The organism is Myxococcus sp. CA023 (genome assembly GCF_010998615.1).
Taxonomy (GTDB): domain Bacteria; phylum Myxococcota; class Myxococcia; order Myxococcales; family Myxococcaceae; genus Myxococcus.
The window spans coordinates 16,149-42,507 of record NZ_JAAEAH010000081.1 but is presented as its reverse complement, the minus strand read 5'-3'; the positions used below and the strand labels follow the sequence as shown (position 1 = coordinate 42,507).

At 69.0% G+C, this 26,359-nt stretch carries 23 protein-coding genes and 1 tRNA gene; 8 read left to right on the top strand and 16 right to left on the bottom strand.

What is annotated here, in order from left to right; all coding sequences use genetic code 11:
• A partial coding sequence (locus tag F8M74_RS29845; protein WP_141607780.1) for an MYXO-CTERM sorting domain-containing protein occupies positions 1–1,608 on the top strand: 1,608 nt, incomplete at its 5' end.
• 31 nt (positions 1,609–1,639) lie between these two features.
• Here the strand turns inward: F8M74_RS29845 and F8M74_RS29840 are convergent.
• Positions 1,640–2,437, bottom strand: coding sequence for a TIGR00266 family protein (locus F8M74_RS29840; RefSeq protein ID WP_140860201.1), 798 nt, complete (start codon positions 2,435–2,437; stop codon positions 1,640–1,642).
• Positions 2,438–2,492: 55 nt separating this feature from the next.
• Entirely contained in the window at positions 2,493–3,017 is a 525-nt protein-coding gene (locus tag F8M74_RS29835; protein ID WP_141256200.1) for a hypothetical protein, read from the bottom strand.
• Between the two features lie 179 nt (positions 3,018–3,196).
• Between F8M74_RS29835 and F8M74_RS29830 the strand changes: the two genes are divergently transcribed.
• The 4 genes from F8M74_RS29830 (at position 3,197) to F8M74_RS29815 (ending at position 7,115) form a co-directional block, all read left to right on the top strand.
• Positions 3,197–4,414 (top strand): metallophosphoesterase, encoded by a 1,218-nt coding sequence (locus F8M74_RS29830; protein ID WP_141256199.1) that lies wholly within the window; start codon positions 3,197–3,199, stop codon positions 4,412–4,414.
• Positions 4,415–4,465: 51 nt separating this feature from the next.
• Positions 4,466–5,560 (top strand): type IV pilus twitching motility protein PilT, encoded by a 1,095-nt coding sequence (locus tag F8M74_RS29825; RefSeq protein WP_141256198.1) that lies wholly within the window; start codon positions 4,466–4,468, stop codon positions 5,558–5,560.
• A gap of 237 nt (positions 5,561–5,797) precedes the next feature.
• Complete coding sequence (locus tag F8M74_RS29820) at positions 5,798–6,331, top strand: hypothetical protein (protein WP_228560223.1); 534 nt, start codon at positions 5,798–5,800, stop codon at positions 6,329–6,331.
• Between the two features lie 10 nt (positions 6,332–6,341).
• The gene (locus F8M74_RS29815) at positions 6,342–7,115 is read left to right on the top strand and encodes a hypothetical protein (RefSeq protein WP_141256197.1); all 774 of its coding nucleotides are present in this window, start codon (positions 6,342–6,344) and stop codon (positions 7,113–7,115) included.
• A gap of 196 nt (positions 7,116–7,311) precedes the next feature.
• Here the strand turns inward: F8M74_RS29815 and F8M74_RS29810 are convergent, their stop codons facing one another.
• Complete coding sequence (locus tag F8M74_RS29810) at positions 7,312–8,193, bottom strand: LysM peptidoglycan-binding domain-containing protein (RefSeq protein ID WP_141256196.1); 882 nt, start codon at positions 8,191–8,193, stop codon at positions 7,312–7,314.
• 60 nt (positions 8,194–8,253) lie between these two features.
• Between F8M74_RS29810 and F8M74_RS29805 the strand changes: the two genes are divergently transcribed.
• Both F8M74_RS29805 and F8M74_RS29800 read left to right on the top strand, forming a co-directional pair.
• Positions 8,254–8,817 carry a dual specificity protein phosphatase family protein gene (locus F8M74_RS29805; protein ID WP_228560227.1) on the top strand — a complete coding sequence of 188 codons (564 nt, stop codon included), beginning with the start codon at positions 8,254–8,256 and terminating at the stop codon, positions 8,815–8,817.
• A 204-nt stretch (positions 8,818–9,021) separates the two neighbouring features.
• Entirely contained in the window at positions 9,022–10,137 is a 1,116-nt protein-coding gene (locus F8M74_RS29800; RefSeq protein ID WP_141256194.1) for a hypothetical protein, read from the top strand.
• A 66-nt stretch (positions 10,138–10,203) separates the two neighbouring features.
• Here the strand turns inward: F8M74_RS29800 and F8M74_RS29795 are convergent, their stop codons facing one another.
• The 9 genes from F8M74_RS29795 to F8M74_RS29755 form a co-directional block, all read right to left on the bottom strand.
• The gene (locus F8M74_RS29795; protein WP_141256193.1) at positions 10,204–12,018 is read right to left on the bottom strand and encodes an acyl-CoA dehydrogenase; all 1,815 of its coding nucleotides are present in this window, start codon (positions 12,016–12,018) and stop codon (positions 10,204–10,206) included.
• A 55-nt stretch (positions 12,019–12,073) separates the two neighbouring features.
• On the bottom strand, positions 12,074–13,198 hold the full coding sequence (locus tag F8M74_RS29790) for a slipin family protein (protein ID WP_141256192.1): 1,125 nt from the start codon (positions 13,196–13,198) through the stop codon (positions 12,074–12,076).
• Positions 13,199–13,511: 313 nt separating this feature from the next.
• Positions 13,512–13,576 (bottom strand) — tRNA-OTHER (locus F8M74_RS29785).
• A gap of 291 nt (positions 13,577–13,867) precedes the next feature.
• A complete protein-coding gene (locus F8M74_RS29780; RefSeq protein WP_228560229.1) occupies positions 13,868–14,836 on the bottom strand; it encodes a hypothetical protein in 969 nt (322 codons plus the stop codon).
• 240 nt (positions 14,837–15,076) lie between these two features.
• Positions 15,077–15,862 (bottom strand): subclass B1 metallo-beta-lactamase, encoded by a 786-nt coding sequence (gene bla / locus F8M74_RS29775; protein WP_141256191.1) that lies wholly within the window; start codon positions 15,860–15,862, stop codon positions 15,077–15,079.
• A gap of 106 nt (positions 15,863–15,968) precedes the next feature.
• Positions 15,969–16,343 carry a hypothetical protein gene (locus tag F8M74_RS29770; RefSeq protein ID WP_228560231.1) on the bottom strand — a complete coding sequence of 125 codons (375 nt, stop codon included), beginning with the start codon at positions 16,341–16,343 and terminating at the stop codon, positions 15,969–15,971.
• Between the two features lie 264 nt (positions 16,344–16,607).
• Positions 16,608–17,258: a class I SAM-dependent methyltransferase gene (locus tag F8M74_RS29765; RefSeq protein ID WP_228560233.1), complete on the bottom strand. Its 651-nt coding sequence runs from the start codon at positions 17,256–17,258 to the stop codon at positions 16,608–16,610.
• A 126-nt stretch (positions 17,259–17,384) separates the two neighbouring features.
• Entirely contained in the window at positions 17,385–19,511 is a 2,127-nt protein-coding gene (gene glgX / locus F8M74_RS29760) for a glycogen debranching protein GlgX (protein ID WP_141256188.1), read from the bottom strand.
• Between the two features lie 66 nt (positions 19,512–19,577).
• Entirely contained in the window at positions 19,578–20,849 is a 1,272-nt protein-coding gene (locus tag F8M74_RS29755) for a hypothetical protein (RefSeq protein ID WP_141256187.1), read from the bottom strand.
• Between the two features lie 257 nt (positions 20,850–21,106).
• Here F8M74_RS29755 and F8M74_RS29750 point away from each other — a divergent pair, with 257 nt between their 5' ends.
• Positions 21,107–21,325, top strand: coding sequence for a hypothetical protein (locus F8M74_RS29750; RefSeq protein WP_228560235.1), 219 nt, complete (start codon positions 21,107–21,109; stop codon positions 21,323–21,325).
• A gap of 149 nt (positions 21,326–21,474) precedes the next feature.
• Here F8M74_RS29750 and F8M74_RS29745 read toward each other — a convergent pair whose 3' ends face one another.
• The 4 genes from F8M74_RS29745 to F8M74_RS29730 form a co-directional block, all read right to left on the bottom strand.
• Positions 21,475–22,008: a hypothetical protein gene (locus F8M74_RS29745; protein WP_228560237.1), complete on the bottom strand. Its 534-nt coding sequence runs from the start codon at positions 22,006–22,008 to the stop codon at positions 21,475–21,477.
• Between the two features lie 152 nt (positions 22,009–22,160).
• Positions 22,161–22,862 carry an MOSC domain-containing protein gene (locus tag F8M74_RS29740; protein ID WP_228560238.1) on the bottom strand — a complete coding sequence of 234 codons (702 nt, stop codon included), beginning with the start codon at positions 22,860–22,862 and terminating at the stop codon, positions 22,161–22,163.
• A 128-nt stretch (positions 22,863–22,990) separates the two neighbouring features.
• Positions 22,991–23,488 (bottom strand): Erp protein, encoded by a 498-nt coding sequence (locus F8M74_RS29735; protein WP_141256183.1) that lies wholly within the window; start codon positions 23,486–23,488, stop codon positions 22,991–22,993.
• A gap of 28 nt (positions 23,489–23,516) precedes the next feature.
• Positions 23,517–26,048: an RND family transporter gene (locus F8M74_RS29730; RefSeq protein WP_228560248.1), complete on the bottom strand. Its 2,532-nt coding sequence runs from the start codon at positions 26,046–26,048 to the stop codon at positions 23,517–23,519.
• Between the last annotated feature and the right edge of the window lie 311 nt (positions 26,049–26,359).

Below are 26,359 nucleotides of genomic sequence, written 5' to 3'. Positions count from 1 at the left end.
GGCCGGGGCGGTGTCGGGGGCCGCACGTCGGAGGCGGACATGATGCGGGACGAGGGCGGTTTCGGTGGCGCGCCCGCGAAGTACTCGCTCATCGACAAGTTTGTCTTCGGGAGTGGCGGTGGCGCGGGAGAGGGCAACGACGACCTGGGCTCAAGTGGCGGCGCGGGCGGCGGAGTTGTGTTCATCCGGGCCAGGGCATTCTCGGGCGCCGGGCACTTCTCCGCGGATGGGCTCGCCGCCAGCCACACGCCGGGCGACGATGGCGCGGGCGGTGGTGGCGCGGGCGGTGTCCTCATCCTTCGCGCGCAGGACGCACTGTCCTGCGGGAGCGCCCGAGCCGTGGGCGGCAACGGTGGCAATGTCAGCTACCCGGGCTGGGTGCTCGGCCCGGGCGGCGGTGGTGGTGGTGGCGGCGTGCTGCTGCAAGGGGCGACGGCGTCGTGTCCCGGGAGCGTGTCGGGCGGCGCTGCCGGGACCCTCACCCCGTCGGATGGCGGAACGAATGGCGCGGGTACGGGGAGCGAAGGCTTCGCCGAGGAATACCACGTGGCCTACCGCACGCCCGGGACGCCGTCTGTCAGTGCTCCCGTGTCCGGAGCGGTGGGCGTTCCTCACCGTCCTCGCTTCGAAGGCCGGGCGGACCCTGGCGTTCGAGTCCTCGTGTTCATCGATGGCGTGGAGCGGCTTCAGGTGAGCTCTGGCGCGGATGGTGTGTTCACCGCAGGCATCCCTCCGCAGCAGGCGCCGCTCGATGTCGGCACGCGCACGGTCCACGTGGTGGCGGAGGCGATGGGGGCGTACAGCGCGCCCTCCGCGCCTGTGCCGTTCTCTGTCGCGGCCACCCTGGAGGATGGTGGCGTGGTGGTGGAGCCCATCCTGGTGATTCCGCAGGACGGGGAGACGGTGGGAACCACGCCGCTGTTCGCGGGCGTCGCGCCCAACGGGCAGACGGTGGGCATCGAGGTGGACAATGGCCCCGAGGTCATCATCCCCGTGGATGGCGCGGGCCGCTTCCGCTACCAGTGGCCTGCTGAATCGCCGCTGACGCCGGGCCCTCATTTCGTCACCGTTCATTCGCACAACGAGGCGGGAATCAGCGGGCCCTACTCGCAGCCCATCCGGTTCGAATCCCAGGCGGTGAGTGGCGAGGGTGACGGAGGGACGTCCGGGCAGGATGCGGGCACGTCCCAGGGAGATGGCGGCACCCAGGTCCCAGAGGACGGTTGGCCGGTGCTGGTGGTTCCCGCTGATGGCGAGGTGGTGGACTCCACGCCGCTGTTCGCGGGCGCGGCGACGGCTGGCGCCACGGTGGTCATCGAGGTGGACGGCATTGAAGTCACCACGGTGACGGCCGATGACACCGGGGCCTTCCGTTACCAGGTGCCCCGCGAGAGCGCGCTGTCCGTGGGCTCGCACAGCGTCGCGGCGCAGGAGCGCCTCGTCACCTCCAGCCGCGTGCCGGCGCGCTCGCGGACCACGGGCTTCGAGGTGCGGGGGCCCGCGGCGCTCGACGTGGGGTGTGGCTGCGGCGCATCGCCCGTGGGCGTGGTGGGCCCCTGGGTGCTGCTGGCGGGACTGGCCGGCCTGTCGCGGCGGCGGCGCGGATAGCGGTCCGCGAACGGCCGGCCTGCCCAGCGCGTTAGTCGTCGCCGAGCAGGCTGCCCAGGCCGACACCCCCCAGCACGCTGCCCTCGTCGCGAGCGCCACCCGGGCGCGAGGCGGAGAGAATGCGGCCCGCGAGCCGGCTGAACGGGAGCGACTGGAGCCACACCTTGCCGGGGCCGCGCAGCGTGGCGAAGAAGAGGCCCTCGCCGCCGAAGAAGGCCGTCTTGATGCCGCTCACCATCTGGATGTCGTAGTCCACGGTGGGCTGGAACGCGACGATGCAGCCGGTGTCCACGCGCAGCAATTCACCCGGGCCCAGCGTGCGCTCGTGCAGCGTGCCGCCGGCGTGGATGAAGGCGAGCCCGTCACCCTGGAGCCGCTGCATGATGAAGCCCTCTCCGCCGAACAGGCCGGTGCCCAGCTTCTTCTGGAAGGCGATGCCCAGCGACACGCCCTTGGCCGCGGCGAGGAAGCTGTCCTTCTGCGCAATGAGCTCGCCGCCGAGTTCGCTCAGATTCACCGGGATGATTTTTCCCGGGTAGGGCGCGGCGAAGGACACCTTGCGCTTGCCGCTACCGCTTTTGTTGAGGAAGACGGTGGTGAAGAGGGACTCACCCGTCAGCAGGCGCTTGCCCGCGCCGAGCAGCGAGCCGAAGAAGCCGCTCGTCTTCTCCGAGCCGTCACCGAAGATGGTCTCCATCTCGATGCCGTCCTCCATGTACATGAGGGTGCCGGCTTCGGCGACCGCGGCTTCTCCCGGGTCCAACTCCACCTCGACGAACTGCAGGTCCTCGCCGTAGATGTGGAAGTCCACTTCGTGCATGCGTGCCATGGATGCGCTCCGTCGTGAGGGAAACGGCGCGCACCATAGCCGCCCCGCGGTGGGGCTACCGCGACAGAATCAAAGCCAGGGTGGCCACGAGCCGGGCGTCGTCGCCGCCAATGGCAGGCGGAATCGACAGCGATACCGGGTTCTCCAATCCGGCGAGACACGAACGCCAGCCTTGATAGCGGCCTTCTTCGGAGGCCGTGAGCTGGTAGCTGCACCGGCCCACGTCGCCCTTGAACGTTTGCGGCGTCACCTGGAAGTCGGTGAGCTGCCCACCGAACGTGCCCTTGGCGCGCAGGGCTCCTTCTGCCTGCGTCATCCGCAGGTCCACGGGACCGCTTCCATAGATGCCGCGGATCCGCGCGGCGTCCAGTGTGAGGTTGAGGGGCCTGCCGAAGGCGCGGCCTCGAAGGGAGTTGTCGCTGAAGCCGACCTGCAGGTCTGGGCTGGTGAGGTCGCGGTCGGTGACGCGCGCGTTGAGCGCGACCCGAGGCGTTCGCAGGTCCAGGTACTGGACGGGCTGGGCCCAGGCCGAGCCAGCCGCTGCAAGCAATGCGGCTGTGAAGATACGTGAAGTTCTCATGCTTTGAACGTAGCTGGCTCGCCAACCCGTCGCCCGTGTCTTAGGTGTGGTGCACGAGATGAGGCGTTGACCCGCCTGGCGTACGGGCGGGTTGCCGGGCATCGGCCATGGGCGGTCGTTATTTCCCCGCGTTCCGGGCGCGGTCATGGCGGGCACTGGTGAGAAGGAGGACGTCGTTCGTGGCGGAGCTGACCCCAGGTGTGGAGCAGGAGGCCCGGCGGCCCAGAGTGTCCCTGTCGCTGGCATTGCGGTGGTTGATGTCGCTGGGTGGCATCCTCACGCTGATGGGCGGGCTGCACGCGTACATCGCGGTGCGCTTGTTCGTGAGCCCGCAGCTGCCCCTGCCGTGGACATGGCTGGGGCCCGTCCTGGTGGCGCTGCTCTTCCTGTCGCTGCCGGTGGGAATGGTGGCGTCGCGCCGCGAACCGACTCTCTGGGCGCAGGTGCTCCAGTGGACGTCCTACGTGTGGCTGGGCGCCTTCGGCATCCTGCTGAGCGCGGTGGTGGTCGCGGACCTGGTGGGGCTGGGCCTGTCGTGGTCGGGCGTGGTGACGGACGCGTTGGCCCTGGCCCGGGGCAAGGCCCTGGTGGCGGTGGGGGTGACGGTGCCGGCGGTGGTGTACGCCTTCATCACGGCGCGTGGCCGGGCGACGGTGGAGCGGGTGACGGTGCCGGTGGCGGGCCTGGCGCCCGGGCTCAGTGGCCTGAAGGTGGTGCAGATTTCGGACATCCACGTGGGGCCCACGTTGGACGGCCGCTGGCTGCGGCGCGTGGTGGAGCAGGTGAACGCGCTCCAGCCGGACGTGGTGGCGGTGACGGGCGACCTGGTGGACGGCACCGTGGACGCGCTACGGGACGAGGTGAAGCCCCTGTCGGAGCTGCGCGCGTCACTGGGCGTCTTCTACGTCACCGGCAATCACGAGTACTACCACGGGGGACCGGCCTGGGCAGCGGAGGTGGCGCGCCTGGGTCTCACCGTCCTTCAGAACGAGCACCGGGTGGTGGAGCGCGACGGAGCGCGGCTCACCATCGCGGGAGTGACGGACCATGACGCGGGCCACATCATTCCCTCGCATGCCAGCCGTCCGGAGCTGGCACTGCGCGGGGCGCCGCAGGGGGTTCCGCGTCTGTTGTTGGCCCACCAGCCCCGGTCCGCCCTGTGCGTGGCGGAGGCTGGCGTGATGGTGGACCTTCAGCTTTCCGGGCACACGCACGGCGGACAGGTATTTCCCTTCATGTTCCTCGTCAAATTGCAGCAGCCGGTGGTGCGCGGTCTGGCAACCATTGCCGGGGTGCGCGTCTATACCCACAGGGGGACAGGCTATTGGGGGCCGCCGCTGCGGTTGGGGCCCTCGCCTGAGATTGCGGAACTGACCCTGGTGTCTGCCCCGGGGTGATTGCGCACCATGTGCAACTGTTGAGTATCCGCCTAGAGTCCGGGACTTTCCTTGCTGAAGAGGTTCACTCCCCTGGATCTGGCAACGCTCAACAAGCTGCTCGCGGTCGGTGTGCAGAACGGTGCATCGGACATCCACTTCCGGCCAGGGGACCCGCCCATCTACCGGGTCAATGGCGCGCTCCGGCCCTTGAAGATGGAGAAGCTTCACGCGGACCACACGCGACAGGTGGCAGTCCATGTCGTTTCGGACCCCGAGGTGAAGAAGCAGATTGACACGCTTCAGGAGTGCGACGCGTCCTACAGCCTCCCGGGCGTGGCGCGCTTCCGGGTGAATATCTACCGGCAGCGGGGCTCGCTGGCGTGCATCCTGCGCATCATCCCGGATGAAATCCCAACCATTGATGGACTGGGATTGCCGCAGGTGTTGAAGAAGATTGCCGGCAACGAGCGCGGGCTGGTGCTGGTGACGGGCGCGACGGGCTCGGGGAAGAGCTCCACGCTGGCGGCGATGATTGACCACATCAATCGCACGGAGAACCTGCACGTCCTCACCATCGAGGACCCCATCGAGTTCATCTACAAGAACATCAAGTCCTCCATCTCCCAGCGGGAGATTGGTCCGGACACGCAGAGCTTCGCGATTGCGCTGCGCGCGGCGCTGCGCCAGGACCCGGACGTCATCCTGGTGGGCGAGATGCGCGACACGGAGACCATCGACATCGCGCTCAAGGCGTCGGAGACGGGCCACCTGGTGCTCTCCACGGTGCACACGACGGATGCGTCACGCACCATCAACCGCCTGGTGTCGGTGTTCCCCGCCGAAGAGCAGACGATGGTGCGCATGCGCCTGGCGGACTGCCTCAAGGCCACGGTGTCGCAGCGCCTGCTGCCCCGGGCCAGCGGCAAGGGCCGCACCGTGGCGTTGGAAATCATGGTGCAGACGAAGACGGTGGAGCAGTACATCCGCGACGACCGCGCCAACGAGCTGAAGGACGTCATCGAGAAGGGCCGCGACATGTTCGGCATGCAGTCCTTCGACCAGCACCTGACGCAGCTCTACCGCGAGGGGCTCATCACCCTGGAGACGGCGCAGAGCGCGGCCTCCAACCCGGCCGACTTCCAGCGCGCGCTCGAGTTCGAGTGAGCGGCGCGGCTGTTGTCCTGGGCGCGCCCGCGAAGGCCGCGGGCACGCGGCAATCCCTTGCGGAAAAGCAGGGTCATTCAGGACCCGATACGCCTGGATAGGTGTTACTTCCGACTCACTGAACGGGTGTGTCAAGGCGCCCACCTCCACGGGTTTGGAGGTCCCGAAAACCAGGAACTGTGCCCAGAAATTGAAGCAAAGATTGATATTTCCGCTATTGCTGGTTATTGTCGCGTTGTGTCCAGCGCCCCCGCCCCCCTGATTCGCCGTGCGCAGTCCCTCCTCGATGCCCGCCATCTGGTGGAGGCTGGCGCACTGCGTCTTCCCATCGAGCCCACTCCCGCGCCCGCACGGCGTCACCGGAGCGTGCCCAAGGGGCCTCGGGTGATGCTCGTCTCGGAGGAGCCGCTCTTCCGGCTGGCGATGGGCCGCGAGCTGGCGTCAGACTTCGAGCTGGTCCCCACGTTGGGCATCGCGTCGGCGGATCGCCGGATGGACCTGGGCGTGGTGCCCGAGGCGGTGATCGTGGATCTGGACTCCGTGGAGCGAGCGGCGGTGCCGACCTTCCTGGCACGGCTGGTGGAGCGCGACCTGGCGGGGCCACGCATCCTCGTGTCGTCCTACTTCCGTCCCGAGGTGGCGGCGGCCTACAGCGCCTCCAGCCTCACGCACTTCGCGCTGTCCCGCCCGTGGCGCCCGGGTGCGTTGCGCACGCTGGTGGAGTCCGTCATGGGGCTCTCCGGGCTGTGCGCCATGACGGCGGGGCGCTGAGGAACATGGCATGAGCCACGCGGCCACCTTCTCCGAGCGGCTGGTGGATGCGGGCCGGGGTCTGCTCACCGGTGTTTCGAGCGCTTCGGTGGGAGTGGCTCGCAGCGTGGGTGTGGTGCTGAAGGCGATGGGCGGAGGCGTGGCGCAGTGCGCGCGCGGCCGGCCGCGCGAGGGACTGCCCCAACTGGGCCAGGGCCTGACGCGCGTGGCGCAGCTTCCCGCGGATGCCGTGTTGATGGTGGGCGGGCGCGTGCTCAGCTCGGTGCAGGTGCTGGTCGGTCTGGAGCCACCGGGCCGCCGCCTCTCGGCGGATGAAATCGTCCGCCTGCGGCCCATCTTCGGAGACAGCCTGAACTACGCGGTGGTGCGGGTGAAGGTCGGCCGGCTGGGCCTGCTGGGCCTTCCCGGGCGGGCCTTCGCGCACGGCAACACCGTCTTCGTCCCGCCTCGGAGCGGGGGCGTGGACTTCGGCCTGCTCGTTCATGAGCTGACGCACGTGTGGCAGCACCAGCACGGCGGCACGGCCTACCTGAGCGCCGCGCTGGCCGCGCAGTGGTCCGGCGATGGATACGACTGGCGCAAGGGTGTGAGCCGCGAGAAGCGTTGGGCCCAGCTCAACCCCGAGCAACAGGCTCAGCTCATCGAGGACGCCGCCGTCGCCGGCCTCATCCCCGTCACCACGTCTGTGTCCTCGCGCATGAAGCTGCGGGGCTGGTCAGACGCGGCGCTCGACCTGCTGGACGAGGCCGTGGTCTGCCTGCACGCGGGCCGCGGCGCGCCCTGAGCGCTCACAGCTTGGGCGGGGCGAGCGGGTCGTGCTCGGAGAGGAGCCGGGACACGCGCGCCTCACCCAGGCCGCGTTGTCGCTGGCGCCCCGCCTCTGAGCCGCCGCGGGCGCCTGAACGCCAGCGGGGCCCCGTGTCCGCCTGGAAGGTCGGACGCGGAGCCCCGTGGGTGCTCGCTCATGTCTGTGCGGGCGCTCAGCCCTGGTACTGGTGCACTGCCATGATGGGGTAATTCATGCTGGAGATGGTGACGCGCTGCGAGCCATCCGAGTTGACGTTGTTGGAGCCGATGAACGTCGGCTTGCCGTCCTTCCAGCCCGCGAACATCACCACGTGCTGGCCGCCGTTGGTCTTCATGGAGACCACGTCACCCGGCTTCGCGTCCTTCAGGTCGATGCGCTTGAAGTTGGGGTCCCTGTCCAGCTTGGCCATCAGGCCCATCACGCTGTTGTCGTGTTGCGCGTCGGAAATCTGGCCGGCCTGCTCCAGCACGGCGGACACGAAGTTGGCGCAGTTGACGTTGTTGGGGACCCAGTCCTCCATGTCCGCGCCCACGCCATTCTTCTCCAGCTTCAGCGAGCTCGCGTTCTTGTTCAGGTGCTGCGACGCGATTTCGAAGGGGCTGCCCTTGGGGCCGCGGATGCCGGGGCCGGAGCTGCTGGGGCCCTGCACGTCCTGGGCACCGCCGCTGCTGCCGCCGCCGCCCGTGGCGCCACCCGCACGGCCCGCGGAGCCGCTCTCGAAGGAGTCCTTCGAACCGGGGATGTTCAGCGACTTGCCGGCGTAGATGAGGTCCGCGTTCTTGATCTGCGGATTCGCCTTCATCAGCGCGCTGACACTGGTGTTGTAGCGCTGCGCCAGGTGGGAGAGGGTGTCGCCCGACTTGATGCGGTAGCTGCTGCTCATGGGGGGCTCCGTAGGGGTCTGGAGCGGCGCGAGGGCGCCGCATGTACGTCTTGCACCTATTCTCGGAGCTTGAGACCCGGAGTTGCGTGCCTCTTGATTTTCAAGGCCAGCGCCCGGAACCCCCCGTGATTCCAGCGAATTTTCCAGAAGGTGGGTCGAAAAACACTTCAAAATGCGTCCTGGCGTCCGTGGAGGCTGCCAGCGCCAGCGAGCTGCCCTACCTTGGGCCGTATGAGCGCGCTGTCCCGGAGATTGAACCTGGACTGGGTGCTGCCCTCGCTGGCGGTGGGGGGCCGCTTCCCCATCGATACGGCGGAGCACCTCGCGGGGGCGCTTGGCATCCGCTGTGTGGTGGACGTGCGGGTGGAGGCCTGTGACGACGAGCACGTCCTGCGTGAGCACGGCATCACCTTGTTGCACCTGCCCACCGAGGACCTCCGGGCCATCCGTGGCGACCGGCTGGATGACGGCGTCGCGTGGGTGACGGACCAGATGGCCCGGGGTAACAAGGTCTACATCCACTGTGAGCATGGGGTGGGGCGCAGCGCGCTGCTCGCCTTGTGCGTCCTGGTGGCGCTGGGGCATCCACCATTGGAGGCGCTGTCCCTGGCGAAGCGGCGGCGCTGGCAGGTGTCACCCAGCACGGAGCAACTGCGCACCTTCATGGCGTGGGCGGATGCCTGGCGTCAGCGGCACGCGGCGACGTGGCGTGTGCCCAGGTTGGAGGAGCTGGCCGCGATTGCGCACAGCCACCTGACGCAGCCGCCACCCGCTTCCCGCGGGAATGAGGACTGAGGGAGCGCCGCGATGCTGGTGTCCGGAGAACATCCTACGTCGTGAGCTGGCCCCGGCAGCAGCCGCCCACGGCTGGGCGGAGTGGGAGTGGACGCGCGGATGTAATGACGCGCAATCCCGGCTTTACTGTCGTCCCCTGACATCTGGTGGCCCGAGGATGCCGAGGCGCTTGAAGCGGGCCAGGGCTCCGCGCATGGTGCTGGTGTGAGCTCCATTCCTCATCCTGACTTCACGGCCGCGCGTTTCTCCTCCTGTCCGGATGCGCGCTTCCAGCCTGCGCCCGCGGACGGCGTGTTGCCGGAGGGCTTCTTCACCACGACGAATCTACCCACCTACGTGCGCGTGGGCGGCGCGTGGCGCATGCCGCGCGAGCCGCGCATGGACGGGGCGCTGGTGCTGGATGCCCAAGGCGAGCTGTGGATTCGCGAAGGCCGTCGCGTGCGTGCGGGCGAGCGCGTGGTGGTGGGCCTCGCGGAGGACGGTAGCGAAGGCGTGTTTGTGAACTCCGCCTACCTCGCGGGTGAGGGCGAGGGGGAGTTCAAGTTCATGACGAGCGCGGTGTCCCGCGAGAAGCCCATCGACTACGCGCACATGGCCCGGGTGCTGGTGGACGAGCGCGAGCGCGGGGGCTACCCCATCTGGGTGACGGGGCCGGCGCTGGTGCATTCGCGGGCGCGCGCGGACATGACGTGGTTCGTCGCCAATGGCTTCGTGGGCGCGCTGCTGGCGGGCAACGCGGTGGCGGTGCATGACATCGAAGCCTCCATCTTCGGCACCACGCTGGGGATGAGCGGCTCGGGCGAGGCCACCTCGGGCGGCCACGGTCTGCACATGCGCGCCATCAACAAGGTGCGGGCGGCGGGCTCCATCGCCAAGGCGGTGGAGGCCGGGGTGATTACCAGCGGCATCATGCATGCGTGCGTGGTGCACAAGGTGCCCTTCGTGCTGACGGGCTCCATCCGTGACGACGGGCCGCTGCCGGACGTGGTGACGGACAACCTGGAGGCGCAGGTGGCCATGCGCGAGCACGCGGTGAAGTCCACCATGGCGGTGATGATCGCCACGGCGCTGCATGCCATCGCCACCGGCAACATGCTGCCGGCGTTCGTCACGGAGAAGGACGGCTCGCTGCGGGAGTTGCCCACCATCTGCGTGGACTCGTCCGAGTTCGTGGTGAGCAAGCTGAAGGACCGCGGCACGCACCAGGCCTTCGGCGTGGTGACGAACGCGCAGGACTTCATGCATGTCCTGCGGCTGTACGTGGAGCGTGACCTGGCGGCGCGCGGATTGCCGGTGCCGGGCGACGCGCTGAGGAAGTAGCGAGCGCCTCCCGGCCGCGACGGCGGGCCTGGCACCAGTGGCCAGGCTCGCCTGGGTGTCTCTTCGTCAGAACGACTCTTCCGGCACCTCCATCAGGTCCAGGTTGCCGTGCTCCACCATGCGGGCGGCGTGGGCGACGCCGGGCAGCACCTCGTGGCAGAACCAGCGGGCGCTGGCGAGCTTGCCCACGTAGAAGGCGCGGTCCCCGGAGTTGCTCTTCATGCGCTCCAGCGCGACCTCCGCGTGGCGCACCAGCAGCCAACCGATGACGACCTCCGCGACGGCGGCCAGCACGCGGTTGCCCTGCAATCCCACGTGGTAGACGGACTCGCCCAGCTTGCCCATCAGCGTGCCGAGCATCGTCTCCAAGTCGCCCAGCGCACGGCCCAGCGCGGCGCGCTCGGCCTCCAGCTCCTTGCCCTCTCCGGTGCGCTCGGCCGTCTCGCGAATCTGGGACAGCAGGCCCTGGAGCGTCGCGCCGCCGTCACGCGCCACCTTGCGCATGAGCAAGTCGAGCGCCTGGATGTGCGTGGTGCCCTCGTAGAGCGTGTCGATTTTCTGGTCCCGGATGTACTGCTCCACCGGGTAGTCCTGCAGGTAGCCGGAGCCGCCGTGGACCTGGAGCGACAGCGCCAGCAGCTCGTAGGCCTTCTCCGAGCAGTAGCCCTTCACCAGCGGCAGCAGCATGTCGTTGAGCGTGTCCAGCTCGCCCGCCTCGGTGGCGCGGTGGCCGCCCTTGCGCTCCACTCCGTCCTGGATGAACGCGGTGTAGAGGCACAGCGCGCGCATGCCCTCCGCGTGGGCCTTCTGCGCCATCAGCATGCGTCGCACGTCGGGGTGACGGAAGATGGGCACGCGGGGCGCCGTCTTGTCCCGGGCCTGCATCAGGTCCGCGCCCTGGAGGCGGTCCTTGGAGAAGGCCAGCGCGCGGCCGTAGCCGGCGGACAGCGTGGCCATGGACTTCACGCCCACCGCCATGCGGGCCTGCTCGATGATGTAGAACATCTGCCGGATGCCGTCGTGGACCTCGCCCAGAAGCAGGCCGCGACAGGGCTTCGCGTCGCCGAAGGTCATCTCACAGGTGACGGAGCCCTTCAGCCCCATCTTCTTCTCCAGCTTGGTGCACACCACGCCGTTGGCGTCACCCAGGCTGCCGTCCTCGTTCACCCAGTACTTGGGCACGACGAACAGCGACAGGCCCTTGGTGCCGGGCGCCGCGCCCTCCGGACGCGCGAGCACCATGTGGATGATGTTCTCGGACATGTCCGAGTCACCGTTGGTGATGAAGCGCTTCACCCCTTCGATTTCCCAGACGTCGTCGGAGACGCGGCGGGCCTTGGTGCGGGCGGCGCCCACGTCACTGCCGGCGTCGGGCTCGGTGAGCACCATGGAGCCACCCCAGCGGCGGTCCAGCATGTGCGGCAGGAAGCGCTGCTTCTGCGCGTCCGTGCCCAGCCGGTCGATGATGCGCGCAAGCAGGTTGCCCAACGTGTAGAAGGCCAGCGAGGCATTGGCGCCCACCAGCAACTCGAACGCGGCCCAGCCCAGGGAGGGCGGCGCGCCCAGGCCGCCCAGGTGTGGCGGCTGCTCCAGCAGGTGCATGCCCGCGTCGAAGAATGCGTTCATCGCCTTCTTCAGTCCGGGCGGCAGCGTCACCTCGCCATTCTCGAGCTTCGGCGGGTTGTGCTCCGGCTCCTCGAAGCTCTGGGCCAGCTCGTTGGTGCTGAGCTGGGCGAACATCTGGAGCATCTGGCGTGCGGCCGTCTCGTCCAGGTCGCCAAAGGGTGCGTGGCCCAGCGATGCTCGGCCGATATCGAGGAACTCGAAGAGGTTGAACTCGATATCGCGCAGGTTGGGGACGTAGTGGTTCGAAGACGACATCTCGGGCTCCTCGCGGGTGTGGGTCCGCGAGGCTAACCCGAGATTGATTCGCGAGTCAGTGACTCTTGAGCTGCAGGGTGGGCACCGCGCCCTCGCCGAGGACGAGGTGCACCTGCCCCACCTTGGACGCGAGGTCCTTGTAGGCTTCCAGTTCCTTGAGGCGCACCAGCAGCGGGTTCTCCGCCAGCACCTTGGCCGTCTGCGCCATGGAGCGGGTGGCGGCCGTCTCCTCGCGCCGCAGGATGACGTTGGCCTCCGCTTCCTTCTGCGCCTGGATGACGCGGTTGAGCAGCTCCTTCATCTCACCCGGGAGAACGACGTCCTTGATGCCGAAGCGCAGCAGGTCCAGGCCCACCGTGTGGGCGCGGTCCTTCACCTGGGTGAAGAGGCTTTCGGCCACGGCTTCTCGCGAGGCGAGCAGCTCATCCAGCGTCCGCTCCGACACGGCCTCGCGCGCGGCCAGCTGCATGGCCAGGTAGAGGACGTCATCCGGAGCGCGGGACACGACGGCGAGCCGGCGCGCGTCCGAGACGCGTAAGGCCGCTGACAGGTTGAGGCGCAGCGTGACGCGGTCTTTCGTCATCACCTCCTGGCCGGTGACGTGGAGCAGGCGCTCTCGCAGGTCGATGACGGCCAGCTGCACCTTGCGGGCGACGGTCCACGCGGCGTGGCGGCCCGGAGGAAGTTCGGCGTCCAGCACGCCATCCACATAGCGGAGCACGACGGTGCCCTCGGTGGCGGTGGCCTCTGTGTAGTCGCTGGCGGGGACCAGGGCACGCACGTCGTCACGCAGCGGCGCCGTGGTGACACCCGAGGTGTCCACGCGCTCCACGCGCACGGTGGGCGCGCCGGGCGTCAGTTGACGGCTGGGAAGACGCTCCACCGTCCACACCTGGTGCAGGCCCCGGCCGAGCCACCGCACGGGGCGGCCCTTGTGGAAGAGGATGGCGCGCTCGTCGGCGCTCAGCTCCACGACCTGCAGGTCCGTCTCCGGCACGAGGGCCAGGAACGCCGGGTCGAGCTGGACGAGCGGCTGCTCGGTGCTCACGCGCACCAGCCGCACCTTTCGGAAGGGGTGGAGCAGCCAGTACCGGCCGGGAACGAGGTAGCGCTCCGGCTTCTCGTCCACCAGCACGAACGCCCGCTCATTCTGCCCGACATCCACACGCATGATGCTCATCGCGCACCTCCTTTCCCCCTCCGGGGGAGCTTGAAGAACCGGGACGTTTCAGTGCGCGTTGTCGCGCGTGTCCCGGGTACTGCTGAAAAGTGAGGGCCCCACCGTTCACGGACGTGGAGCGCGGACTGCCTGTCCTGGCCGCTTCCTGGCTGCTCGCGCCTGCGCGCCGGGCACCTCCGCGGACGGCGACAGGGGCTTCCGCTGACGGCTCGGAAGGGGCCCTGTCGCCCTGGCGGAACGCCGGGCATCGAGGTGGGAGGAGTGGGAAGCAGTGGACCCGCGCTCACGTCAGCTCGCGGCGGAACCCTCTGGATTGAACGAAGGAATCGAACCTTCTCCGCAGGATTTGGACCTGTGCTCTACCAGTGAGCTAGTTCGGAGCCAGGCGCATCTGGCGCCTGCTGCCTGTTGGACCCGACGGGGGCCCGGCCGGGCGGTCCGATATGAGGAAACCACTGCGAGCGATGGACACGGGAACACCCTCGCCGGCACCTGGGCGCAGCGCGCCCCTGCCCGGAGTTGGGAGCCCGGGGACAGCCCCGTGACACCTCTGGATTCCGCCGAGGTCGAGCGACGGGACGCGGCGTGGAGTCTGACAACGTTGATGGCGAGCACGCTGGAGGCCGCCCACTTCGTGTGAAGGGCGGCCCGCGGCTGCGTGCCTCGGAGTTACTTCACGGCGTCAGCGTCCTGGGGCACCAGCGGGATGGGCGCCTTCGCCGTCTGCTGTGCGGGCGTTGCCAGGATGGCCTCCTCCGGCTCGGTGGGCTGGAAGGACGGTTCAGGCTTCATCGGCGAGCACTCGGCCGCGTTCCGGACGCCGGGCCGCTTCTTCCCCGAGGACGACCGCGACTGATTCGCCTTCGCCATCGTCGCCGAAGACAGCTCGCACATGGGCGGCGTGTCTGTGTCGATGATGGGCTTCATCACCTTCGGCGGTGGCGCGGTCTGAGTTCCCTGTGATGACGAGCTCCGTCGTGCCGAGGACGACACGTCACCCCGGAGCGCCGCGTCGCTGCGCTGCGTGGAGTCGGTCTGCGTGTTCGCCATGCCCTCGCTGCTGGACGTGGAGGTGGCCGTCGCCACCGCGGAGGGCGCGGGCTTCTTCGCTGCTTCGCCCAGCGCCTCCGCGAGCAGGTTGTTGCTCTCATGCATCTGGTTGCGCGCCCGCTCCATGCTGGCATCGTGACGCGTGAGCTGCTCCGTGAGGGTGGCTTGATGCTGGTTGCGCTCCTTCTCGATGCTCGCCTTCAGCGTGTCTCGCTCTTGCGCCACCTCGCTCAGCCGCTGCTCCAGCTCGCCCTTCTCCGTGTTCAGGAGGTTCTCCGCCCGGGACATGCAGGCCGCGAGGGCCTTCTCCTCGGACTCCCGTTCCGGCAGGGGTTCGCTCCGGTTCCACGCCACCAAAGCGCTGCTCTGCCAGCGGTAGTCCGTGTGCATCACGCACTCCTGCACCAGCCGCGTGAGCCGGTCCTCGGACCAGACGGGCACTGGCCGAGCGCAGGGCCCCACTTCCTCCTTGAGCGTCGAGGGAAAGGCCCGGGTCTGCTTCACCCAGCAACCGTCCCGCTGCTCCATTCGCACCGAGGTACACGCGCTCGCCACCATCGCGAGCGACACCGCAGCCACAAGCCTCATGTCTCCCTCCGTCCCCTGCGCCCATTGGCCCGTGCTTCTCCGCGGGACGGTAGGAACGGCAAGGGCCCGCGCCCATGCCCGTGAACCCTGGAGCCGTGTGGGAATGTCCGGGGACAGACCTTCAACGGCAGGCGAGCGAGCGTGGAACGACCCACCACGGTGTGTTGGCCAACGCTCCTGCCCGTGCGGGCGAGGCACAGTCACCTCGCCCGCGCCTGCCCGGTTGCTCCGCGAGGCCGCTCAGCGGAGCAGCGCTTCCGTGTGACCCAGCAACTCCGGCCCACCAGGCTGTCCGTGCCCCGGGACCACCACGCGCGCCTCCGGAAACCGCTGCCGCATCCGCGACAGGCTCGTGGGCCAGGCCGCCACGTCCGCGTCCTCCACGTTGCCCAGGTTCGTCGAGGCGCCGTCCTTCACGAAGCAGCCGCCGAACAGCACGCCGCTGTCCCGGTGCCACACGATGATGTTGTCCTTCGCGTGGCCCGCGCCCGGAAAGAAGAGCTCCAGCGAGCCCACCGTGCTTGTCTCTGCGAAGGTCTCCGTGGGGCCCGGCCGGCCCATGCCAGCCGCAATCCGTGCCGTCTCCTCCAAGCCATGGACGGGGATGCCATGCGGGACGAGCGCCGGGACACCGCCGAGGCGATCCTCATGGAAGTGCGTCACCACCGCCGTGCGGACCGGACGCCGAAGCGTGTCCCGGGCCCAGTCGAGCAGCAGCGCGCCCTGCCGTGCATCCCAGCCCGTGTCGACCAGCAAGGACGTTCCACCGTCCTCGATGATGAGCCCATTGGTGGAGACTCGGCCGTATGGCTCCAACGTCACCACTGTGACGTGCATCCACACGCCAGGCGCGAGCTTCCGCACGCTCACGTCATCCGCCAGCACGTATTCGACCGGACCCTGGGACTGCGCCTCCACAGGGATGTTCCGCTCCACCGTCGCGGCCGGCGTGGAGCGGGTGCAGGCGGTGCTCAGGGGGATGAGAAGAGCACCGGCACAAAACCAACGAAGGGGAAGCAACGTCATCGTCAAGAGGCCTCGGCAGCGGCGATGCTGCGTCGGAGTGGAGGGATTCGAGCGGCACACCGAGACGGGCCTGGGACCTGGCGCGGTGTGCCCCGGTTGTACCGAATCAGTGCGCCTCGGAGAGATGGGAGGTGGCGAGCCAGCCCTTGCCGTCGAACCGGTAGAGCCAGGTGGCATTCCCTTCACCCCAGTCGACCAGTCCTTGTCCCGGAGGCAGGGACGCGTCATTGGAGGCATAGCGCTGAAGGCAGCTCAACTTCCGCGGCAGCGTCTGGACTTCCCGCAGGTGCCCGCCTCGCGTGAAGAGCACCCGCACCGGGACGGGCCGGTCGCACGAGTAGCCTTCGCCCGGAAAGGCATAGTCCTGCGCTCCGTCCTGGTCGAAGTCCCCCGGTACGCACGGCCAACCGTTCCTTTGCAGGGCGTCCAGGTCCACGCCGATCTCTTGAAGGTGGGGCGCCGCGTCTCCGACGTTCCCCATGCACAGGCACCGGAAGTTCGTTTCCGGGTCGCATCCGCCCTCCACGAGCGCAATCGACACGCTCGGCGGCGTTGTGTCTCCGCGGAGGGGGGCCTCCGCACAACCCACGGCCATTGCCAGCAGAGACGCCCCGATGCAGGTCCAACGCAGCCGAATCACGTGTCGATGTCTCCTGGGAGGAGTCCAGTGCAAGCCTCGTGCACACCTTGGAATGGCCGGGCTGTGGCCCTCAGGCACCGGAAGTGCGGTCCTGGAGCCACGCGCTCAGCGCCGCTCCACCTCCCACCACCCGAACCACATGGTCCGCTGTTCCGTGAGCTGCACCCAGCCGGGCGCATGCGCGTACGTGCGTGGGAGTAACCCTGCTTCCGTGACGGCCCGAGCGGTCTCCTCGAATGAGTACAGGTGCAGCGTCACCGCCGGCCCCGCCGTTTGAATCGGCTGCACGGGCGCCTCGTGCCCGTCCAACCCCGGCCGCCGCTCCAGCACGGTGAAGAGCAGCTTGCCGCCCGGCTCCAGCGCCTCCGCGAGGTGCTTCAGCACGCGCGGCAGGTCGTCGCAGAAGTCCAGACAGCCAATGGCGAGCGCGACGGTGAAGCGGCCCCAGTCGGGAGGAATCGGCTGGTGGTAGCTGTGTACATGCCACGCGCCACCCGGCCGCGCTGTCCGAGCCAGCGCGAGCATGTCCTCGGAGAGGTCGGTGCCAACCACGGCGATGGAGGCGTCCAGTCCCCGGGTGTGAAGCCCCGGCCCGCACCCCACGTCGAGCACGCGGGCGCCGGGCACCACCACCGCCGCGAGGAACCGCTCCACTCGCTCCTCGTACCGGTGCAGGACGGGGAAGAGCGCCTCGTAGGCCGAGGCAATCTCCCCGTACACCTGCTTCACGCCCTCTTCCTGTGCATCCCGCGACACGGTTCCTCCGGCTCGTGCGAGCGCCCTGGCGGCGGACCTGCTTCGCTCATGCACACGCTCCGGCACCGGCATGCCGCACCCGCCGAGGAGGGCCTCGGCGGGGAATCCTAGCATGCGGCATCTGTCTCAGTCCGCGACCTGCCGGAACACCGCGAGCGAGCGGCCGATGAGCTCGAACGTCTCACCTTTCACCGGCTCCGGTCCCCGGTTGTCGTCGGTGGTGCAGAGCTCCAACTCCCATCGCTGGCCCTGCGCGGCGGGCGGCAGCTTGTACGTCACCGGCTCATGGTGCGAGTTGAGCAGTATCAGCAGCGCGTCCCCGATGATGCGCTGCCCGCGCTCGTCCGGCGTGGGGATGGCGTCGCCGCCCAGGAGGAACGCAAGCGAGCGCACGAAGGGCTTCTCCCAGTCCTCCGCCTTCATCTCCGAGCCATCCGGCCGGAACCACGTCAGGTCCTTGTGCTCGGAGTCCCACAGGTGCTGGCCCTTGAAGAAGCGGCGGCGCTGGAGCACCGGCTGGCGGTGGCGAAAGTGGATGAGCTTGCGCGTGAACTCCAGCAGCTTCCGCCGCCGCTCATCCAGGTTCCAATCCACCCACGACAGCTCGTTGTCCTGGCAGTACGCGTTGTTGTTGCCACCCTGCGTGCGGCCCATCTCGTCACCCGCGGCAATCATCGGGATGCCGGTGGACAGGAAGAGCGAGGCCAGCAGGTTGCGCTTCTGCCGCTCGCGCAGTGCGATGACATCCGCGTTGTCCGTCTCACCCTCCACGCCGCAGTTCCACGACTGGTTGTCGTCCGCGCCGTCGCGGTTGTGCTCGCCGTTGGCCTCGTTGTGCTTGTGGCTGTACGTCACCAGGTCGTGCAGCGTGAAGCCGTCATGCGCGGTGACGAAGTTGATGCTCGCCTGGGGCCGCCGGCGCGCCTCCGCGTACAGGTCCGCGTTGCCCGTGATCCGGTAGCCCATCTCACTGGCGAGGTTCTCATCGCCCTTCCAGTAGCGGCGCAGCGCGTCCCGGTATTTGCCGTTCCACTCGCGCCAGGGCGGGGGGAAGCCGCCCACCTGATAACCGCCGAGGCCCACGTCCCAGGGTTCGGCGATGAGCTTCACGCGGCCGAGCACCGGGTCCTGATGGAGAATCTGGAACAGCGCCGCGTCGCGGTCGAACGCGCCTTCACCCGTGCGGCCGAGCACCGTGGCGAGGTCGAAGCGGAACCCGTCCACGTGCATCTCCGTCACCCAGTAGCGGAGGCTGTCGATGATGAGCCGCGCAGCCTGCGGGTTGGACGCGTTGACGCTGTTGCCGCACCCGGTGAAGTCCAGGTAGTGCCGCCCGTCCGGCATCAGCCAGTAGTAGCTCGCGTTGTCGATGCCCTTGAGCGACAGCGTGGGCCCCAGGTGGTTGCCCTCGCAGGTGTGGTTGTAGACGACGTCGAGGATGACCTCGATGCCCGCGGCGTGCAGGTCCCTCACCATCGTCTTGAACTCGGCGACGGCGGCGCCGGGCGTCTTGCGGCTGGCGTAGTACTGCTCCGGCGCGAAGTAGCCCAGCGTGTTGTAGCCCCAGAAGTTGGACAGCCTCTTGTCGTCGAGGAACGAGTCGTCCGCGAAGGCATGCACCGGCAGCAACTCCACCGACGTGACGCCCAGCTTCTGCAAATGCTCGATGACGGGCGGGCAGGCCAGGCCCGCGTAGGTGCCACGCAGGTGTTCGGGCACGCCGGGATGGCGCATGGTGAGGCCGCGCACGTGGGCCTCATACAGCACCGTCTTGCGCCAGCTGATGTCCGGGCGCCGGTCATTGCCCCAGTCGAAGTAGTCGCTCACCACCACGGACTTGGGTGCGCCCGCCGCGCTGTCACGTTCGTCTCGCGCCAGGTCCTGCTGCTCGTGCCCCAACGGATAGCCGAACACCGGCTGGCGCCAGTCCACGTCGCCGTAGAGCGCCTTGGCGTAGGGGTCCACCAGCAGCTTGTGCGGATTGCAGCGGTGTCCCTTGGCGGGCTCGTACGGGCCATGAACGCGCAGACCGTAGAGCGTGCCTGGCTCCATGCCCGGCACGTAGCCGTGGTGCACGAAGTCCGTGGACTCCGGCAGGCCGAACCGTTCGATTTCGCGCGCAGGGTCCGCGGGGTCGAACAGGCAGACCTCCACGCGGGTCGCGACCTGGGAGTAGATGGCGAAGTTGACCCCTGAACCATCGAAGGTGGCGCCACGAGGCCAGGGCTTGCCCGGCCAGACTTCCCGACTCATTGCAGGCTCTCGATTCTGATGGAAAGGCCTGCCCAATGTGGGATGGCACCTCTGGGCGGGCAAGCGTCACGCGGCGACAGCGTGGTCCAGTGAGCGCCAGGTCCCCAGCGCCCAGTCCTGCTCGTCCGGGTCGTCGAAGCTCACCACGCACAGGGCGCGGCGCTTGCCCGAGGTACACAGGGCGGTCAGTCGGCACTCACCTGGCTCCATGCGGAGTGAGGCCCGTCCGCTGACCCGCTTGCCGTGGTGCTCCAGGTCCATCGCGCGGCGCTCCATGAAGGAGGGCATGAGGCTGTCGGCGCCACCGTCCTCCAAGGGGACGAAGCGCACGCTGCGCCGATGGTCCCGGGCCACCCATGTTCCATCCTGCAGGTGCGCCTCCGCGAGCGACCCCGGGATGCGAATCTCCCAGCCCGCTGGTAGCGCCACCTGGACCTCGCCGCGCCGGTAGCCCATGGGCGGGCCGCCGGGTGCCTGTGACGCGCGCTGGTGGACTTCCTCGGCCAGGGTGCCTCCCACGCCCAGGAAGCCGAGCACCTCCTGCCACTCCCGCCACGGGTAGGGCAGGGACGGGTCCTCGCGCCAGGCCTGCTCCAGCAGGCGGGCCACGTCGCGCATCAGGTGGCGTTCGTCGTCCAGCAGCGGTGGGCGCCAGACCACGTCCGACCACAGGCGGCACCGCGCGCGATTGAGCCGCATGCGCGCGTCGATGCCCTGCGTCCACCAGGGGAACACGTCGATGCCTCTGCGCGGGTCCTCGTATACGTCTACCAGCCAGCGCGCGTCGCGAGGCCCCAGCGGCGTCAGCAGCGCACCGGGATATTCGAAGGTGTGGCCGAAGCGCATGGACAGCGCGAAGCCGGACTCGCCCTGACGGCGCATGCGCAGCACCCACCCCACGGCTTCCTGGAGCGACGCCAGCATGTGCACATCCACGGGCCCGGCGTCTCCCGTGTGGAAGTAGCCGGTGGGGTCGCCCCCCTTCGAGGACGCGCGGCCCTCCGCCCAGACGATGCCGAGCGCGTCACCCATGGCCCTCAGCGTGTCGCAGAGGAAGCGGTGGTAGCCGGGGCCCACGGCGGACGTCTCCGCGGACACGGAGACGTGGGCGCCCGAGGTGGCCGCCAACACGACCTCGCCCGCCGCGGGGTGCAGCCGCAGCCGGAGCGTGGGGGCGCCCAGGGGGCCGGTGCCCAGTACGGCGCTTTCGAGCAGCTCGCCATGGTGCTCGTGGAACCACGAGGACATCCGCTGGAGCCAGGGGATGGGACCCTCAGGAGGGGAGAACAGGTGTTCGCTTCTCCGTCGCCTGCCGGCCAATGCCAACTTTACGCTCATCACATCCCACCCAGCTTTTGAACCGCGGTTCAGGTTCGGTTGACTATTTCAGCGTGGCTCTCCTTGAAGGTGCCACTGACGGGCAGTGGCTGCCCGCTCGTCCTCAACGTGGTCACGCACGGCAGGCGTGGGTTCATCCATACGGCGGCCGTGTGCGGGCAACCCATCCGAAGTCATGAGCATCCGTTCGGGAAGGCGGCCAGATGCCAGGTGCCCATTTCGGAGGGGGGCCCCAGGTTGGAGGAAAGGAGGCCGCCATGAGCAAGAAGGACGTGTTGCACATTCCGCCTGAAGCCGTACCCACCGCGCCTGACCGGAATGCAGACACCGAGGACGGGCAGCGCTCGCCGCGCGGCGGTCCGCCCGCGCTGCAGCCGGAGGGTGGTCCCGCAGGCACGCCGGGGACGGGTGGCAGCCAACGCATCATCGAGCCGGTGAAGTCACCGCAGCCGTATCCGGGCTTCAGCGTGAGCTGAGTCCCACGCTGATGACACTCAGGGCGATGCCCTCGGCGCAGGCGCCGCGGGCATCGTCTCTTTCGCTGTCGTGGCGTGCGCCATAAAGGACAATGCCCGCGGCACGGTCGCCGCGGGCATCGCCTTGTTTCGGTGAAGTGAGGGCCGGCTTAGCGCGTCGAGCCCGTCTCCGGGAGTGGCGTGGGCGGCGTCATCCGGGTGTCCGGGTCCGTCATGCCGCTGCCGCCGGTGCCCGGCTCCAGCGTGGCGTCGTCATCGGCATCCATCTCATCGGTGTCCGTGTTGTCGAGCGGCTCCACGTCACCCGCGCCGCCCGTGCCCGGCTCGCTGCTCATGTCCGGGTCCAGGTTCGGGTCCACTTCCGTACCCGTGCCGCCGGTGCCCGGGTTCAGCGTCGGGTCCGCGTTCGGGTCCACGCTGTTCGGGTCTAATGTCTCCGACTCGGGCGACAGGGCCGGGTCATCCATGCCCGTGCCGCCCGTGCCAGGTGGTGTCGTGGTGTCCGTGCTGGTGTCCGTACTCGTTCCGGTGTTCGGGTCACTCATCGTGCCCATGTCGCTGGTGTCAGGGGTGTCCGTCGTTTCTCGGGTCGCACTCGAGTCGGACTTACAGGCGGTGCCAAACGCGAGGGCACCGGCGGCGAGAGAGGCAAGGACGGCCTTCGTCTTGAGGAACTTCGTCATGGTTCGTTCTCCGGTTGGTTTGTGTCTGACTGCTGCTGGCCGGGAACGTGAGCAGCCGATGAGCGGTCTGCTAGAGGCCCCTCCCATGGCCGCTTGCTTGCTAGGCGGCGGGAATGAGACGCGGGGGCGGCTTGCCATGCGGGCACTGTCCTTCAGTCGGCGCTGTTGGGGCCCACCAGTCGCGGGCGGTCATCTCCCCGGTTGCCCTGCGCGCGTCTGCGGAGCGAGTCACGCCAGTTCGGCGTCAGCAAGGGACACTCCGCCAGCAGCGCGGCGTCCTCCGGCGCGTGGCCGTGCATGGCGTGGTTGGCGAAGGCGACGGTGAAGGTGGGAAAGGGCCGCTCGAGCAACGCCACCGCGTCGCCTTCCTGGACGGGCCCTTCCTCCAGCACGCGGTAGTACCAGCCGGTGCGGCCGGTCTGCTGGAGCAGCAGCGACAGGTTGCGCTGTCCCCAGCGGCGCGCGGGCTTCCAGCAGGGCTGGCGGGGTTGGGATACCTGCACGCGTGCGCCGCCCACGCGCAGCACGTCTCCGATGCAGACGTCCGCTTCCGTGCCCTGGGAGAGCACCCAGTTCTCACCGAATGCGCCCGCGCCGACGTCGTCTCGCGCCAGACGTTCGCGCCAGAAGTCGTAGTGCGTGATGGGATAGGCGAGGACCGCCTTCTCCGGGCCGCCGTGGACCTTGCGGTCCGCTTGGCCATCTCCGGCGAGCCCCGTGCGTGACAGCCACACCGGCCCTGTCACCGGCTCCTTGAAGATGGCGCTGGTCCAGGGCCGCTCCAGCGGCGAGGCGGCGCCGGCCACGCCCAGTTCCCGGGGCATGCCCACTCGCAGCGACAACAAGCGCGTCACGAGGGTCTCCATGCCCGCGGGACAAAACAGGCGCGGACGCGCCTGTCCAGCATGGCAACGCCCCATCAGCGGCGCCGCGAGTCCCGCGGTGCCGGATGGGGCGCTGCTTCAGGGTGACGCCGCGAGGCCTAGAAGCCAGTGCCGCCGTCGTTTACGACGCCGGAGGGCGCGGGGACGGTATTGGACGTCCCGGTGCCCGTCGGGGCGTCGAGTTCGGGCTTGGTGCCGATGCCTGGCGTGGGCAGCACCCCGGAGCCGCCCGTGCCCGCGTCCGTGTTGTAGGGCGTGGTGCCCGGAACGGTGGACGTGGCGCCCTCCGCGCCCGTGTTGTAGGGCGTGGTGCCCGTAGCGCCGGAGCCGCCCGTGCCCGGCGTCGTCGTGGACGTTCCCGGGGGCAGGGTGTTGGGGTTCGTCGCCGGGGGCAAGGTGTTGGGGTTCGTGTTCGTCGAGCCCGTACCCGGCGTGGTGTTGCCCGGCGTGGTGCCCGGAGTCACCGTCTGTCCGGTGGACGGGTCCACCTGCGCCACCTGCACCGGAGCCTCCGTCGCGCTACACGCGGTGCCCAACGCCAGGGTACCCGCCAGTGCTCCGGCCCACATCCAACCCCGCTTCATCTGCTTCGCCATGTTGCTCCCTCCGTCGTGGGTGTGTGTTTCAGCTTGCGTGCGTGGGCTCGCCGCGCCCCGAATGGCGCGGCGGCTCCCGTTTCTGCGATTCCTTTCGGGCGGAATGGCGCTTCAGCCTGCGCTCCGACAGCACCAGCAGCAGGGCCGGGAAAGCCACCAGCATGACGAGGAGGTTGGTGGCGAAGCCCAGATTGGCAAGTGCGCCAATGGAGTTGAGGCCCGGGTGGTCAGCGAGGAAGAGCGCACCGAAGCCCATCGCGCTGGTCAGCAAGCCGCCGCAGATGGCCTTCCCCGTCTCCGAATACACCGACACGAAGTCATGGCCCGGTGACGACAATCGCGTCAGCAGGTGCACCCCCGCGTCCACCGTCGTTCCGATGAGAATCGGGATGACGAGGATGTTGAGGTAGTTGAACTCCAACCCCAGCAGCGGCATCAGCCCCAGCAGCGCCACCAGTGACACCACGGTGGGCGCCATGCACAGCAGGGCGATGCGCAGGCCGCCCAGCGTCAGCCACATGGCCAGCAATACCGCCAGCGTGGTGCCGCCGAGGATGAGCGGTGCCTCGTGCGTCACCATGTCGAGGATGTCCGCCATCACCATGGATTCGCCGGCCGCGGAGACGTGCGTGCCTTCCGGTGTCCCCACGCCGCGAACCTCCCGCGCCAGCGTGCGGACCGCCATCCCATCCGACTGGTCCACGGACGGGTAGACCATGACGTAGCCCCCCGACGTGCCCTGCCGGCCCAGGAACTGTTGCTGGACGCTCGGCGGCAGGTCGTCACGGGTGAAGGGCGGTGAGGCCGCCTGCCTGCGCAGCGACGCCACCTGCTCCCGTTGCCGTGCATCTAGCCGGCCCTCCGGGACGCGCTCCAGCAGCCGCGAGATGTCCTGGAGGACGCGCTGCTTGCGCGGCTGGTCCTCGGGCACCAGCGAGGACAGCGAGGCCACGAAGTCGATGGTGGAGTCCTTGCCCCGCTCGCGTTGCCGCGCGTGGAGCCGCTCCACCATCGCCTGTTCCTCCTCGGGCGATTGGGTGAGCACCACCACCGGTGTCTGCGAATAGCCGATGAGCCGGTTGACCTCTCGGTCCAGCGTGAAGGACGGCAGGTCCTGGTCCTCCAGCGAGCCGAAGTCGAAGTCGAAGCGCACGCGCCCCGTCTGGCTCAGCAGCCCCAGCAGCAGCACGGCGGACACGGCGGTGATGACGTGGCGGCGCCGCATCAGCAATTGGCCCGTGGGGGAGCGCGCGGTGGTGACGGAGGAGCGCCGGGGTGTCCACCCCCAGCGCGAGGCCAGGCCCAGCAGCGCGGGCAGCACCAGCACGTAGGCGGCGATGAGCACCACCATGCCCACGCCCGCGATGACGCCGAACTCACGGAACGCGCGGAAGCGCGAGGTGCCCAGCACGAAGAACGTGACGGCCGCCACCAGCGCGGAGACGAGCGCCGCGCCGCCAGTGTGCGTGAAGGACGCGCGCGTGGAGGCCTCGGACGTGTGGCCTTCGCCGCGCAGGTGCAGGTAGCGCCCCAGCAGGTGGATGCCGTGCTCCAGGCCCAGTCCTCCGAGGATGGCGCCCAGGAAGCCCGTCAGGAGATTGACCTCGCCGAAGACGAGCGCCACCAGGCCGTACGTCCACGCCAGGCCCGCGCCCACGGGCGTCAGCACCAGCCCCACCGCCAGCGCGCTGCGGAAGTGGAAGAGGAGGTAGAGCAGCATCAGCGTGGTGGCCACCGCCGAGGCCACGCCGATGTCGCGCGCAATCTGCTTCTGCTGGTCCAGCTTCTTCTGGAAGGTGCCGGTGATGTCCACCCTGAAGCCGGCCCCGTACTTCGACAGGTCCTGCGCGGCGAGCAGCCCGCGCACCTCATCGGTGACCTTGCGCGAGAAGCCCAGGTTCGCGGACGTGGTGTCCGGCTTGGCCAGGAGCACGATGCGGCGCTGGCCCTCATCCAGGTAGTAGTCACCCTGACTGGTGGACAGCCGCTGTCCGGCCCCGCCCGCGTACTTCGCCTCCAGGTCGGAGAAGTCCAGGGACGGCGGCTCCTCCTCCACCAGCGGCACGTAGAGCGGGTTGGCCTGCTGCTGTTCCCACTGGAGCCGCGCCTCCAAGCGGCGGTGCACCTCCCGCAGGTCCTCTTCCGAGAGGAAGTACAGGGCCCGGTCGCGGAAGAAGGCGCCGGGGCGCTGCGCCTCGACGAAGCGGATGCTGGGCAGGGCCTCCAGCTTGGGCGCCAGGTCGTCCGCGAAGCGCTTCAGGGACTCGGGGTCCGCGCCTTCGCCCACCACCGCCACCCAGCCGAGCGCGCCGAAGCGGCGCTCCAACTCCCGTAGGTCCTGCACGCTCTCGAAGGAGGATGGGAGCAGGTCCACGAGGTTGGCGTTGAGGTGCAGTCCTCGCGCGAAGAAGCCACCCATGGCGGCCAGCACCAGCGCCAGCAGCAACGCCAACACCGGACGCCGGTGGTTGTGCGCGGCCATCGCGCCCAGCGCGCGCTCCACGCGCCCCATCCACCGCGGCTCGCCCGGAGGCGTCGTGTCGTTCGGATGCGGTTCCATCATCGGCCCGCGGCCACCACCCGCGGCCCCGGACCTCCCGGTCGCGCGGAGGGCGGAGCGGCTTCCCCTCCCTCGTGTGCTCGCATGCGCGAGCCCGTGTCGCCGGGGAACGTGGCCACGGTGGGGGTGCGATGCAGGCGTCCACGTCCGCTTGTCTGCCCACCAGGTAGGGACAGCCAACAGCGCGGATGGGGGCCATCCAACCCGTCACATCCTCCAGGGCGGCGGCGTGTCGGGTGTCACAAGCAGGCGAGCATTCGCTCAAGGGGCGCGTTACATGAGGCAGGTGATTCGCAGCCTTACTTTCCGCC